This is a genomic window from Rhodococcus sp. SG20037 (assembly GCF_031763325.1).
Classification (GTDB): domain Bacteria; phylum Actinomycetota; class Actinomycetes; order Mycobacteriales; family Mycobacteriaceae; genus Rhodococcus_F; species Rhodococcus_F qingshengii.
The window spans coordinates 4,154,502-4,167,221 of record NZ_CP134497.1 but is presented as its reverse complement, the minus strand read 5'-3'; the positions used below and the strand labels follow the sequence as shown (position 1 = coordinate 4,167,221).

Genomic DNA, 12,720 nt, shown 5'->3' with positions numbered 1-12,720 from the left:
CGGAACACTTTCCATGTTTACTCTGACCGATGACGAGCGGGCGATTCGTGACACTGCCCGCGACTTCGCGGCCGAGCATCTGGCGCCCAACGCAGTGGAGTGGGATCAGACCAAGCATTTCCCGGTGGACGTCCTCCGTAAGGCGGCGTCCCTGGGGATGGGCGGTATCTACATTCGTGAAGACGTGGGTGGCAGTGAACTGAGCCGCGTCGACGCTGCACGGATCTTCGAAGAGCTGGCCAAGGGCGATCCGTCGATCGCCGCGTACATCTCCATCCACAACATGGTCACGTGGATGATCGACCAGTTCGGCAACGACGAACAGCGCCACAAGTGGGTTCCCGGACTCTGCTCGATGGATCAACTGGGCAGCTACTGCCTCACCGAACCCGGCGCTGGCTCCGATGCTGCGGGCCTGAGCACCAAGGCCGTTCGTGACGGCGACGACTACATCCTCAATGGCGTCAAGCAGTTCATTTCCGGCGCAGGCACTTCCGACGTGTACGTCGTGATGGCACGCACCGGATCTGCCGGTGCCAAGGGGATCTCGGCGTTCATCGTGCCCAAGGATTCGCCCGGACTGTCGTTCGGTGCCAACGAGATCAAGATGGGCTGGAACGCGCAGCCCACCCGTCAGGTGATCTTCGAAGACGTGCGAGTTCCTGCCGCCAACATGCTCGGTGAAGAGGGCAGCGGATTCCGCATCGCCATGAAAGGTCTCAACGGCGGCCGGCTGAACATCGCCGCCTGTTCGGTCGGTGGGGCCCAGGCAGCGCTGGAGAAGGCAGTCGCATATCTGGTGGACCGCAAAGCTTTCGGTTCGGCACTGATCGAGTCGCAGGCCCTGCAGTTCCAGCTCGCCGACATGCGTACCGAACTCGAAGCGGCCAGGACGTTGCTGTGGCGCGCCGCTGCCGCACTCGAAGACGGAGCGTCCGACGTCGTGGAGTTGTGTGCGATGGCCAAGCGCTTTGCCACCGACACCGGATTCGACGTAGCCAACAAGGCCCTCCAGCTTCACGGCGGGTACGGCTATCTTGCTGAGTACGGGATCGAGAAGATCGTCCGCGATCTTCGGGTTCATCAGATCCTCGAAGGCAGCAACGAGATCATGAGGGTGGTCATCGCCCGCAGCGTGGTCGCATCAGGTCAGGGAAAGCAGGGAGCAGCATGAGCGACGAGCTCGAGGTATTGATCGAAAAGCGTGACGGGCTGGGGCTCATCACTCTCAACCGTCCCAAGGCGATCAATGCCCTCAACCACTCGATGGTCAAGGCGATGGCCAAGGCCCTCGAGGAATGGAAGTCCGACGACGACGTCAAGGCAGTCGTACTCACGGGCGCCGGCGAGCGTGGTCTGTGCGCCGGCGGCGACATCGTCTCGATCTACCATGACGCCAAGGACGGCAAGACCGGTTCGCTCGACTTCTGGCGTGAGGAGTACATCCTCAACTCCGAGATCGCGAACTACCCGAAGCCGTACGTCGCGATCATGGACGGGATCGTCATGGGCGGTGGCGTCGGAGTGTCCGCACACGGCGACATTCGCATTGTGACCGAGCGCTCGATGATCGGAATGCCCGAGACCGGAATCGGTTTCATTCCAGACGTGGGCGGAACTTACCTGCTCTCGCGTGCTCCCGGTGAACTCGGGACGCACATCGCGCTCACCACGGCGCGACTGAGCGCCGGCGATGCCATCGCAGCAGGTTTCGCTGACCACTTCATCCCGTCGGAGAACATCGAGACGTTCATCGCCGCACTCGCGTCGTCTTCGGTTGCCGACGCCGTGGCGCAGTACGCGGAGCCGGCTCCGGTGTCGGAACTGTTGGCCCAGCAGAGCTGGATCGACGCCGCGTACTCCGCCGACGACGTATCCACCATCGTCGAGCGTCTTCGCGCAAGTGGAATCCCCGAAGCGGAGAAGGCAGCGGAGCAGATTCTCGGCAAGTCCCCGATTGCACTGTCGGTGACCCTGCGATCTCTGCGGCATGCCAAGGAAGCAGCAAGCTTGGAAGAAGTCCTCAACGAGGAGTTCCGGGTCTCGACCGCTGCGCTCGCCTCACACGATCTGGTCGAGGGCATTCGCGCCCAGGTCGTGGAGAAGGACCGAAACCCGAAGTGGTTGCCGGCAACTCTCGACGACGTCACGGCAGAATCCGTCGACGCCTACTTCGCCCGGCTGGGCGACAACGAGCTCGGACTCGCCCCTCAACCGCAAGGCAACTGATCACCGCCGAAGGAGCATCACTAATGAGCACCATTGGATTTATCGGACTCGGTCACATGGGTGGCCCGATGGCGGCCAATCTCGTCAAGGCCGGACACAAGGTCGTCGGTTTCGACCTGGCACCTGCGGCGCTGGAGCAGGCAGTCAAAGACGGTGCATCGGTGGCGGATTCGGCGGTCGACGCCGTTCGCGGTGCCGACGTCGTGATCACGATGCTGCCGAGCGGTAAGCACGTTCTGGGTCTGTACGAAGAGCTGCTGCCGGTGGCAACACCGGGCACGCTGTTCATCGACTGTTCCACCATCGACGTCGCCGACGCCCGCGAGGCACACGACAAGGCCGAAGCGGCCGGTCACCGCAGCGTCGACGCACCGGTCTCCGGTGGAGTCGTCGGGGCTACCGCAGGCACGCTGGCATTCATGGTCGGCGGTTCCGAGGCTGACTTCCAAGCCGCGTCACCGTTGCTGGACGTGATGGGCCGCAAGGTCGTTCACTGCGGCGACGCCGGTGTCGGCCAGGCAGCCAAGATCTGCAACAACATGATCCTCGGCATTTCGATGATCGCGATCAGCGAGGCGTTCGTGTTGGGCGAAAAGCTCGGCCTGAGCAACCAAGCGCTCTTCGACGTGGCGTCCAACGCCTCGGGGCAGTGCTGGGCACTGACTACCAACTGCCCGGTACCGGGACCTGTGCCCACCAGCCCGGCCAACAACGACTACCAGCCCGGCTTTGCTGTTGCACTGATGGACAAGGACCTGGGTCTGGCAGCAAATGCGTTGCGCAACAACGGCGTCGATGCAGAGATCGGACTCAAGGCCGCCGAACTCTACAGTCGCTTCCATGCCGCGGGCGGTGGCGGTCAGGACTTCTCTGCCATCATCAACGACATCCGTGACCGTTCGACCGAAGGACAGTAGTGACCGACTTCAACACCATCATCCTCGAGCGTAAGGGTCGCGTCGGCGTCATCACGCTCAACCGCCCGAAGGCTCTCAACGCGCTGAACTCCGAGCTGATGAACGAGGTCGTCGCCGCGGTTGCCGACCTCGAAGCGGACAACGGCATCGGAGCCATCCTGATCACCGGTTCCGAGCGCGCCTTCGCCGCCGGTGCCGACATCAAGGAAATGCAGTCCAAGACGTACATGGACGCATACGTCGAGGATTTCTTCACCCCGTGGGATCGCGTCGCAGCAGCTCGTAAGCCGCTGATCGCCGCCGTCTCCGGATACGCGCTCGGTGGTGGCTGCGAGCTTGCGATGCTCTGCGATTTCATCATCGCTTCGGATACCGCGAAGTTCGGCCAGCCCGAGATCAAGCTCGGTGTCATTCCGGGTATCGGTGGCTCGCAGCGCCTTACGCGCGCCGTGGGCAAGGCCAAGGCCATGGAGCTGTGCCTCACCGGCCGCAACATGGACGCAGAAGAAGCCGAACGTGCAGGCCTGGTTGCCCGGATCGTTCCGGCCGCCGATCTGCTCGACGATGCCTTGAAGACCGCAACCACCATCGCCGAGATGTCGCTGCCGATTGCGATGATGGCCAAGGAAGCAGTCAACCGCTCCTTCGAGACCACCCTCGCCGAGGGCGTCCGCTTCGAGCGTCGGGTGTTCCACTCGACCTTCGCGACGGAGGATCAGAAGGAAGGCATGACCGCGTTCGTGGAGAAGCGGTCGGCAGAATTCAAGCACCGCTGAATTTCAACAGCGCTGAAACTGCCCTCACACTCGTCGAGAGTGTGAGGGCAGTTTCTTTGTGTGTACGGGTGGTCGGTTCACCACTTGGTCGGTGCGCCGCCGGTGTCGAAGTCACCCGCAGTCTTGCGAAGTTCAGTGAGGATCGTCACCAATTGCTCGAGCTTGTCCTGCTGGAGTCCGGGGTGAGCGAACACCTTGCTGTTGAGCATTTCGGTCGCTTCGAGGGCCAGTGCGCGACCGGCGTCCGAGATCTCGATGAGCGTTGCACGGCGATCGCTGGGATGCGGGACCCGCCTGACCAACTCCGCTTTCTCCAAACGGTCGACGGCATTGGTGACGCTGGTGGGGTGAACCTGGAGTCGGGCACTTGCCTTGGCCATCGGGAGTGCGCCCGACCTGGTGAAGGTGAGAAGCGTCAGCAGTTCGTAGCGGGCGAAGGTCAGCCCGAGAGGCTTGAGTACCTCTTCGACCCGCGCCATCATGATCTGCTGCGCACGCATCACCGACGTGACCGCAGCCATACCGTCGGCGACATCGCTCCAACCGTGCTTCGTCCACTGACGATGCGCCTCTTCGATGGGGTCGAGGGGGAGCGGCGCGGGGGGAGACATAAGTTCGATCATCCCATGCTGGCAAGCGGTCGGGTGCCTTGTCTGATTGTGTGTCGCAGCCGCTTACGTCTGTAGAGTCCCACGGGTGATTTCAATCCTCGTAGCGGGTGGCGTCTCGTTGTTCGTCGCGCTCTTCCTGACTCCGTTTCTCATTCGTGTGCTTTCGCGGCAGGGGCTCGGGCACGAGATTCGGATCGAGGGTCCGCAGAGTCATCAGGGCAAGCGTGGCACCCCGTCGATGGGCGGGATCGCGATCATCGCCGGTATGTGGGCGGGCTACCTGGCGGCACACATCATCGGATTCGGCTCGCGGCTACCGCGGCTGTCTGCATCCGGTTGGCTGGTTCTCGCGCTCGCCACGTCACTGGGAATCGTCGGCTTTCTCGACGACTTCATCAAGATCCGTAAGAAGCGCAATCTCGGGCTCAACAAGACAGCGAAGACCGTCGGTCAGCTGGCGAGTGCCATCATCTTCGGCATTTTGTTCCTGCAGTTCTCCAACAACAACGGAGTCACTCCCGGAAGCCAGTACCTGTCCCATGTTCGTGACATCTCGGTGTTCTCCATGGGTGCCATCGGCTTTGTGGTCTTCTTCTGCATTCTGGTGTTCGCCTGGTCCAACGCCGTCAATTTCACCGACGGCCTCGACGGTCTCGCGGCCGGTTCGATGGGCATGATCCTGGGGACCTACGTCGTCATCGCCGGTTGGCAGTACCGGAACTCGTGTGTCCTCGAGCCTGCCGCCGGTTGCTACGACGTTCGTGACCCTCTCGATCTAGCGATCGTCGCTGCCGCAGCAGGCGGGGCGTGCCTCGGCTTCCTCTGGTGGAATGCCGCCCCGGCTCAGATCTTCATGGGCGACACCGGCTCCTTGGCACTCGGCGGCCTGGTTGTCGGCCTGTCCGTCACGACGCACACCGAGCTGCTGATGGTCATCATCGGCGCCCTGTTCGTCGCTGAGATCCTGTCGGTGATCATCCAGGTTCTGGTCTTCCGATCGTCCGGTCGACGCGTATTCAAGATGGCCCCGATCCATCATCACTTCGAGTTACTCGGTTGGCCGGAAACCGTCGTGATCGCAAGATTCTGGATCTTCGTCGCGATCTCGTGCGTCCTGGGACTTGCCACCTTCTACAGCGAGTGGTTCTCCGCTGCCGGTTAGACCGATTCACTCTTTCGGGTCGTAGCCAGAAGAGCGATCAGACCGAGCGACACACACGTCGTCATCGTGACGGCCAGGGCTGTGCTCGTGTTTCCCAGTAGGCCGACGGCGGGCGCGATGGCCGCACCGACGCCGAACTGGAATGCACCGAGCATTGCCGCGGCAGTACCGGCCGCTTCGCCGTGACGAGCGAGTGCCAGTGCCGGGGCGTTGGGCAGAACGAACCCGATGGCGCCGGCCATGACCCACAGTGCGATCACGAATCCGGCGAGCCCGCCCAGTTCCAGGACCGCGACAGCAATGACGACGGCCCCGGAGACAACGGCAGCCACGAGGGCCCACTTGGTGATCTGCTGAGGAGTCCAGCGGTCGAGCAGTCGGACGTTTACCTGCGAAGCGCCGATCAACGCAATCGCGCCCGCACTGAAGAGCAGTGCGAACTCTTGCTGATTGAGGCCGTACTGATCCTGATAGACAAACGACGCGCCCGAGACATACGCGAACAACGACGCCATACCGACGCTGGAGACGAGCGTCAGGACCATGAACGTGCGGTCGCCGAGCAGCGAACCGTAGGTGCGGAGAACCGACGTCAATCCGCTCGGGCGACGCTTTTCCTTCGGCAGTGTTTCGGACAGTCCGAACGCACCGATCATCGCCGTGCCGACGCCGATCAGTGCCAGGACGACGAAGATCCCGCGCCAGTCGAGGGCGACGAGGAGGGCGCCACCGATGCTGGGCGCCAGGATCGGCGCAACGCCGAGCACGAGCATCAGCCGGCTCATCACGACGGCAACGGTGTTACCGCTGTAGAGGTCGCGGACGATCGCCATGGTGACCACTGCCGCGGCCGCCGCGCCCATGCCCTGGAAAACCCGCAGGATGCCGAGGACAGCGATGCTCGGTGCGAAGACCGCCAGCAGCGAAGCCAGGATGTGCACACCGATCCCGGCGAGCAGCGGCTTCTTGCGGCCGAGAGTGTCCGAGAGCGGCCCGACCAACAGCTGTCCGAGTGCGAGGCCGATGAGGGTTCCGGTGATCGTCAGCTGAACCGTTGACGACGAGACTCCGAGATCGGCACCGATATCCGGCAGCGCGGGCAGGTACATGTCGATGGTGAAGGGTCCGAGTGCAGTCATGGAACCGAGGGCAAGAATCTTCCCGACGCTCGGCTTACGGTCGATACTGCTCGTTTCCAGCGGGGCTGCCTTCACAAGCGGGGCGATGGCGGTGTTCTCGGCACTCATGAAACCTTCTGGGTTGTCTGGGTCTGGCGAACTGCTCGGTCGTTCGGGCGAAATTCGGGCCGCAATCGAATGACCTGCGCCCACCGAGGGAGTCAGCATCGAGACTGACCGATTTGTTCCCGAAAGGCCCGCACTTTTCCCAGAGACTGGAACGCTTGGTGAGAATGCACTCGAATCATGCTGAGCGGAACTGTGGTTCGAGATCGTCACTCAGGGCAGAGTTACTCACTGACGCGGGTGTGGCTGAGTGGCTAGGCACCGGCCTGCAAAGCCGTTCACACGGGTTCGAGTCCCGTCATCCGCTCGTGTCGGAGACCGGCAGGCATATCGCCTGCCGGTCTCTCTTGTGTGGTCCCGGTTCGCGGGGTCGGCTGCGATAGTCTGGGCTGCCGGAGCGAGCGGACCACATGAGTGAGGCACTGAATTGATTTCGGGACAGGACCTGCGATCGCGGCGCTTGCACGTGGGAATCAGTCAGTTCCAGTTCGCCCGCCAAGCGGGAGTCTCGTCAGCAGTCGTCTCCGCGTGGGAACTCGACAAGGCATATCCGAAGCCGCTGGTTGAGCGAGCAGTCCTCACGGCCCTCTCCGCGTTGGAAGCGGCCAAGCGTGAGGGCACGTACGCGGCCCCCCGGAAGCGATCGAGCGGTAGTACCCGTGCGCGTCGAGCGACACCGGTCAACGACCCCGCCTCGGTGGCCAGGCGTGCGGTCGCGGGGGCAGGAAACGGTGGCCCCACCGTATTGACGGCGTTCTCCGGTTGTGGCGGTATGGCCGAAGGCTTTCGGATGGCGGGGTTTTCGGTGGAGGGATACATCGAAGTCGTGCCGGAGGCGCGCGCGACCTTCGATCGGAACTTCCCCGGCGCGAAGTGCCTCGGCGAGGACATTCGGGCGATCGACGAAGCCCGGGTGAAAGATCTTCTGGCACAGGTGAATATCGATGTGTTGGCCGGGGGGCCGCCGTGTCAGGGTTTCAGTCTCGCCGGCCGGCGAGACCGCGACGATCCGCGTAACCATCTCTTCCGGAACCTACTCGAGCTCGCCGATCTGGTGAGGCCGAAGGTCGTGGTGATGGAAAATGTTCGGCTGCTGCTGAGCATGAAAGACCCGGACGGTGGGATGGTCGTCGACCGGATTCTCGGCGAGATGGCTGCATGCGGTTACGACGCGTCGGTCAACACGGTCAATGCGCAGGATTACGGCGTCCCGCAGTTCCGGGAACGAGTGTTCATCGTGGCGACCCGCCGCGACAGTGGTATCGGGCCGCTGCGTTTCCCGTCGAAGACTCACGGCGTGAATGATGTTGCGCCGCTGAGGACTTTCCGCGATGCCACCGTCGATCTGGCCCCGCTGGAATCCGGGCAGGCCTGCGAGACGGACCCGCTGCACTGGGCCGTCGAACATCCCGAGCACGTCTTGCGGTGGCTGCGTGATGTACCAGAAGGAATGTCGGCTCACGACAACGAAGATCCGGCGATGCGACCGTCGTCCGGATACAACACGACGTACAAGCGCCTCCGGTGGGACGAGCCGGCGTCCACGGTCGGAACCACTTTCGGGATGATCTCGGCTTCACGCAACGTGCATCCGAAACACACGCGATCGTTGACCGTTCGAGAAGCTGCTCGCCTCCAGACCTTTCCCGACGACTACGTCTTCGAGGGTAAGTGGGGAGCGGTGCGCACGATGATCGGCAATGCGGTGCCGCCGCAGCTGGCGTCGGTACTGGCAGGAGAGATCAAGAAGGCACTCGGCTGAGATAGGGCACCTACGGAAAATGGGGCCGACGATGTCGGCCCCATTTCGAGTTACGCCCTGGCAGGGGTGTGGTCCAAGCGAATCAGCTGAGGTTGAGCTTGGCGATCAACGGCTGGACGACCTTGATGATGTCGATGACGGCGCTGAGGGTGTTGATGGAACCCATGTTTCGGTCCTCCGTGTCGTATGTACAGGTGTGTATGTACAAGGTTGTGTCTGCGTGGGGTTTCTGTACGACCTTGTGTCGCAGACACAAGTTAGCAAACTGGACGCTTGTTTGGGTCGAAACGACCGCTTTGCGCTGAAGTTGCTGAAAAGTTCACGGATTGTTCAGGAACGTAAACAAAAAACAGGCCGGACTCCCCGAAGTCCGGCCTGTCGATGACGCTTTGCGATCAGCTGAATGCCGAAAGTGCGCTGATGAGGCCGATGCCCGCAACTGCGACCTTGAGGACACTCAAGACGTCTTCGAGCTTGACACCCTCGGGCAATACGTTTTCGACAGACTCCATGTTGGATCCTTCATGTGTTGGGGTCGTGGTCCAGTGCCACTGCAAGCAAGATACCCAATCGTGACCACCTGTGAAACCCCGGCACGAAGATCACAGTTGTGTTGCGCCGGACTCACTGGCCGTCGCGACAACGGTGGCTGCCACTATTTGCTCCACGCTGATGCCCGCTGCCGGTAGGCAGTGGTAGAAGATTCGTTCGCAGAGGTCGACCATTTCGCCTCGCTCGAGCGTCGGCTCGTCGATCCAGTTGACGACGATTTCCTCCATGAATGCCTGCCACCCGGCGATTGTCGCCTCCACGGTCGCATTCGATTCGATGCCTAGATTCGTCAGCGCAGCGACGATCCACGTGGTGAAAGTGCGGCGCATGCCTCGGTAGATCGTGCGCATTCGAACGTCGCCACTGCCGGCCATACGCATCACGGCGAGGTAAATGGTGGGGTGCTCGATAACGGCGTCGACGAATGTCTCGATACCTGAGCGCAGCTGGGACGTGATGGGTAGCTCGGGATCCGGTCGCATTTGATCTTCGAGATCGGCCGAGGCGGCCTCGAGGATGGCGTTCTGGAAACCCTTCTTGTTCTTGAAGTAGTGGAACAGCAGTGGCGGCGAGACACCGGCCTCGGCTGCGACGCGATCCATCGACAGTTGGTCGAAAGGCTCGGTCCGCAACATGTGTACTGCCACCTCGAGGATTTGCCTCTGACGGTCTTCGGGGGAGCGGGGGACTGCAGCCATTCCGTCATCTTATGTATTGGTTCGAATGGTTCATTGACTTTTACTCAACGCTGTCTATAACGTGAGGTAACACATACGTGAGGCGAGGAGTCCAACAGTGTCTGCTTTCGACATCGTGGTCAACGACGGGTTGTGGTTCGACGGGACGGGGGCTCCAGGTCTGCGTCGTAATCTCGGAATTCGAGAGGGCGTGGTCGCGGAGGTGTCCACGACGCGCCTCGAGATCGGGCCGGACACAGAAGTGATCGACGCGGCCGGCAAATGGGTTCTCCCCGGCTTTGTCGACGTCCACACGCACTACGACGCCGAAGCCTTGGTCAGTCCAGGGCTTCCGGAATCGGTTCGCCACGGCGTCACGACGGTCGTGCTCGGCAATTGCTCGCTGTCGACGGTGTATTCGACGCCGCGCGAGATCGCGGATCTGTTCAGCCGGGTCGAAGCAGTTCCCCACGACGCGGTGCTGCGCATCCTCGAAGCGAACAAGACCTGGACCGGTCCCGCGGCGTACACCGCCGCCCTCGAAGCCCTTCCCCTCGGACCCAATGTCGCGGCCTTCATCGGTCATTCCGATATCCGCACGCACGTACTCGGACTGGGGCGCGGTACCGACAAGAAGGTCAAGCCGACTCGCTCGGAACTCGGCCGGATGGGCTCGATGCTCGAGGACGCCATCGACGCTGGGATGCTCGGCCTGTCGTCGATGACCAATGCCCTCGACAAGATCGACGGCGACGAATATCGTTCTCGCTCTTTGCCGTCTACGTATGCACGGTGGAAAGAGTTCCGATTCCTCAACCGCATCCTTCGCGATCGCGGCAAGATCTTGCAGAGCGCTCCGACCATCAACCTGCATCCGAACGTCGCGGCGTTCTTCGCCGAAAGCTCGGCGATCGGACGCAAGAAGCCGCTCAAGACGTCGCTGCTCTCCGGTGCGGATTCGAAGGCCTACCCGGTGATCGTGTACTTCATGCTCGCTGTGGCCCCACTGCTCAATCGCTTCGCCAAGACCGATTTCAAGTGGCAGCACCTTCCGGTTCCCTTCACCGTCTACGCGGATGGAATCGACCTGGTCGTGTTCGAGGAGTTCGGTGCCGGCGCCGCCGCTTTGCACCTCAAGGACCAGGTGGAGCGCAACGAACTGCTCCAGGACGAGTCGTACCGTCGCGCATTCCGTAAGGACTACGACAACAAGTTCTCACCCCGCATCTGGCATCGCAATTTCTACGATGCGGTCATCGTGGGATGCCCGGACGAGACGTTGATCGGCAAGAACTTCGGTCAGGTCGGTGACATCCGCGGAGTGCACCCGGTGGACGCGTACCTCGACCTGGTCGTGAAGTACGGGCGAGATCTTCGCTGGCGCACCACCATTGCCAATCACCGGCCCAAGTTCGCGAAGAAACTCGCCGCGAGTTCCGGTGTGCAGATGGGCTTCGGCGATGCCGGCGCACATCTGCGCAACATGGCGTTCTACAACTACCCCGTGCGACTCCTCAAGCGCGTCAAGGACGCTCAGAGTGACCGCAAGCCGTTCCTCACCATCGAGCGCGCAATCCACCGCCTGACCGGCGAACTGGCGGACTGGTACGGCATCGACGCCGGACATCTGCGCCAGGGTGACCGCGCGGACTTCGTTGTCATCGACCCGGCCGGCCTCGACGAGTCGGTGGACGGGTTGTTCGAGGCAAAGGTTCCCGAGTACGGCGGGATCAGCCGGATGGTCAACCGCAGCGACGACGCAGCCGTCGCTACGGTGATCAACGGCCGACTCGTCTACCGCGACGGCGAATTCGCCCCCGGATTCGGCATCGAAAAGACAGGCCAGTTCCTGCGCGCCGGTGAAAAGGCTCCGATTACGCGGGCCGCGAAGACTAGCGTGGCGCTATGACTACACCGGCGGATCGCCTCTCCTCGTACTCCCGGTCCGGGCTGACCTTCGACGTACGCGACGAAGGACCCGCCGACGGTCCGGTCGTGGTTCTCCTGCACGGATTTCCGCAGGATTCGAGCTCGTGGGATCAGCTCGCACCGCTACTGCACGACCGCGGCTTCCGGACCGTCGCACCGGATCAGCGAGGGTACTCACCCGGCGCGCGGCCGAAAGCGCGCTGGGCGTACCGCGGGTCCGAACTAGCTGCTGACACTGTCGCACTGATCGACGCACTCGGGGTGGGCAAAGTGCACCTGGTCGGCCACGACTGGGGTGCCGCAGTCGCATGGCAGGTGGCCGCCGAACGGCCGGACTTGCTCGATACCGTGACCGCGGTGTCGGTTCCGCACCCACTGGCGTTCATCAAGGCGATGGTGACCAGCACACAAGGACTGAAGTCGTGGTACATGGGGGCGTTCCAATTGCCGTTCGTTCCCGAGAAGGTTCTGTCCTCCACCTCGGCGGGTGAGAAGTTCCTGATCTCGAGCGGGCAGACGCCGGAGAACGCACGGCGCGATCTGAATGCCATGCTGGCTCCCGGCCGGCTGCGGGGTGGTCTGAACTGGTATCGCGCGATGTGGATGACCAAGCCGAACCCGGAAGCTGCCCGGGTCACCGTGCCGACCCTGCACGTCTGGAGTGACGGCGACGCCGCCATCGGACCCAAAGGGTCTGCGCTCACCCCCGCGTTTGTCGACGGTCCGTACCGGTTCGAAGTTCTCCGGGGTGTGAGCCACTGGATCCCCGACGAGGCGCCGACGGAGTTGGATCGGTTGCTCGGTGAGCATTTCAGCAGCTGACCGAGTTTCGTACTGAAGCCCCCGCCGTTCGGCGGGGGC

At 62.5% G+C, this 12,720-nt stretch carries 12 protein-coding genes and 1 tRNA gene; 9 read left to right on the top strand and 4 right to left on the bottom strand.

From position 1 onward, the window contains the following. The first annotated feature begins 13 nt into the window (after nt 1-13). The 4 genes from RHP72_RS19050 to RHP72_RS19035 are packed head-to-tail and all read left to right on the top strand — an operon-like array spanning nt 14 to nt 3,922. A complete protein-coding gene (locus tag RHP72_RS19050; RefSeq protein ID WP_064075262.1) occupies nt 14-1,174 on the top strand; it encodes an isobutyryl-CoA dehydrogenase in 1,161 nt (386 codons plus the stop codon). Continuing rightward, a complete protein-coding gene (locus tag RHP72_RS19045; RefSeq protein ID WP_125051518.1) occupies nt 1,171-2,229 on the top strand; it encodes an enoyl-CoA hydratase/isomerase family protein in 1,059 nt (352 codons plus the stop codon). Before RHP72_RS19050 ends, RHP72_RS19045 begins: the two co-directional genes overlap by 4 nt. Before the next feature lie 23 nt (nt 2,230-2,252). Next, on the top strand, nt 2,253-3,146 hold the full coding sequence (mmsB, locus tag RHP72_RS19040; protein ID WP_003941308.1) for a 3-hydroxyisobutyrate dehydrogenase: 894 nt from the start codon (nt 2,253-2,255) through the stop codon (nt 3,144-3,146). Then, nucleotides 3,146-3,922, top strand: a complete 777-nt coding sequence (locus tag RHP72_RS19035) for an enoyl-CoA hydratase (protein WP_003941374.1) — start codon at nt 3,146-3,148, stop codon at nt 3,920-3,922. The genes mmsB and RHP72_RS19035 overlap by 1 nt, the downstream gene beginning before the upstream one ends. 77 nt (nt 3,923-3,999) lie before the next feature. On the opposite strand, the gene RHP72_RS19030 is transcribed toward RHP72_RS19035, so the two are convergent. Beyond that, complete coding sequence (locus RHP72_RS19030; RefSeq protein ID WP_020970065.1) at nt 4,000-4,533, bottom strand: MarR family winged helix-turn-helix transcriptional regulator; 534 nt, start codon at nt 4,531-4,533, stop codon at nt 4,000-4,002. Between the two features lie 85 nt (nt 4,534-4,618). On the opposite strand from RHP72_RS19030, the gene mraY reads away from it, so the two are divergent. Beyond that, nucleotides 4,619-5,695, top strand: coding sequence for a phospho-N-acetylmuramoyl-pentapeptide-transferase (gene mraY / locus RHP72_RS19025; RefSeq protein ID WP_003941316.1), 1,077 nt, complete (start codon nt 4,619-4,621; stop codon nt 5,693-5,695). Here mraY and RHP72_RS19020 read toward each other — a convergent pair. Continuing rightward, nucleotides 5,692-6,942, bottom strand: a complete 1,251-nt coding sequence (locus RHP72_RS19020) for a multidrug effflux MFS transporter (RefSeq protein WP_311093692.1) — start codon at nt 6,940-6,942, stop codon at nt 5,692-5,694. The two genes, mraY and RHP72_RS19020, sit on opposite strands and share 4 nt — an antisense overlap. Nucleotides 6,943-7,175: 233 nt before the next feature. Between RHP72_RS19020 and RHP72_RS19015 the strand changes: the two genes are divergently transcribed. Beyond that, nucleotides 7,176-7,246: transfer RNA gene (locus tag RHP72_RS19015), tRNA-Cys, on the top strand. A 159-nt stretch (nt 7,247-7,405) separates the two neighbouring features. Then, on the top strand, nt 7,406-8,701 hold the full coding sequence (gene dcm / locus RHP72_RS19010; RefSeq protein WP_311093691.1) for a DNA cytosine methyltransferase: 1,296 nt from the start codon (nt 7,406-7,408) through the stop codon (nt 8,699-8,701). Between the two features lie 82 nt (nt 8,702-8,783). Here dcm and RHP72_RS19005 read toward each other — a convergent pair whose 3' ends face one another. Together RHP72_RS19005 and RHP72_RS19000 are read right to left on the bottom strand one after the other, a co-directional pair. Continuing rightward, nucleotides 8,784-8,909: a hypothetical protein gene (locus RHP72_RS19005; protein ID WP_003941303.1), complete on the bottom strand. Its 126-nt coding sequence runs from the start codon at nt 8,907-8,909 to the stop codon at nt 8,784-8,786. 394 nt (nt 8,910-9,303) lie between these two features. Beyond that, the gene (locus RHP72_RS19000) at nt 9,304-9,951 is read right to left on the bottom strand and encodes a TetR/AcrR family transcriptional regulator (protein WP_311093690.1); all 648 of its coding nucleotides are present in this window, start codon (nt 9,949-9,951) and stop codon (nt 9,304-9,306) included. Between the two features lie 97 nt (nt 9,952-10,048). Between RHP72_RS19000 and RHP72_RS18995 the strand changes: the two genes are divergently transcribed. Further along, nucleotides 10,049-11,839 carry an amidohydrolase family protein gene (locus RHP72_RS18995; protein ID WP_311093689.1) on the top strand — a complete coding sequence of 597 codons (1,791 nt, stop codon included), beginning with the start codon at nt 10,049-10,051 and terminating at the stop codon, nt 11,837-11,839. Beyond that, nucleotides 11,836-12,681, top strand: coding sequence for an alpha/beta fold hydrolase (locus RHP72_RS18990; protein WP_042923176.1), 846 nt, complete (start codon nt 11,836-11,838; stop codon nt 12,679-12,681). Before RHP72_RS18995 ends, RHP72_RS18990 begins: the two co-directional genes overlap by 4 nt. The last annotated feature ends 39 nt before the right edge of the window (nt 12,682-12,720 follow it).

Excerpts from the sequence above, each read along its gene's own strand:
- RHP72_RS19000 (WP_311093690.1), bottom strand. The coding sequence starts at position 9,951 with ATGGCTGCAGTCCCCCGCTCCCCCGAAGACCGTCAGAGGCAAATCCTC.
- RHP72_RS19020 (WP_311093692.1), bottom strand. The coding sequence starts at position 6,942 with ATGAGTGCCGAGAACACCGCCATCGCCCCGCTTGTGAAGGCAGCCCCG.
- RHP72_RS18990 (WP_042923176.1), top strand. The coding sequence starts at position 11,836 with ATGACTACACCGGCGGATCGCCTCTCCTCGTACTCCCGGTCCGGGCTG.
- RHP72_RS19050 (WP_064075262.1), top strand. The coding sequence starts at position 14 with ATGTTTACTCTGACCGATGACGAGCGGGCGATTCGTGACACTGCCCGC.
- RHP72_RS19045 (WP_125051518.1), top strand. The coding sequence starts at position 1,171 with ATGAGCGACGAGCTCGAGGTATTGATCGAAAAGCGTGACGGGCTGGGG.
- RHP72_RS19030 (WP_020970065.1), bottom strand. The coding sequence starts at position 4,533 with ATGTCTCCCCCCGCGCCGCTCCCCCTCGACCCCATCGAAGAGGCGCAT.
- mmsB (WP_003941308.1), top strand. The coding sequence starts at position 2,253 with ATGAGCACCATTGGATTTATCGGACTCGGTCACATGGGTGGCCCGATG.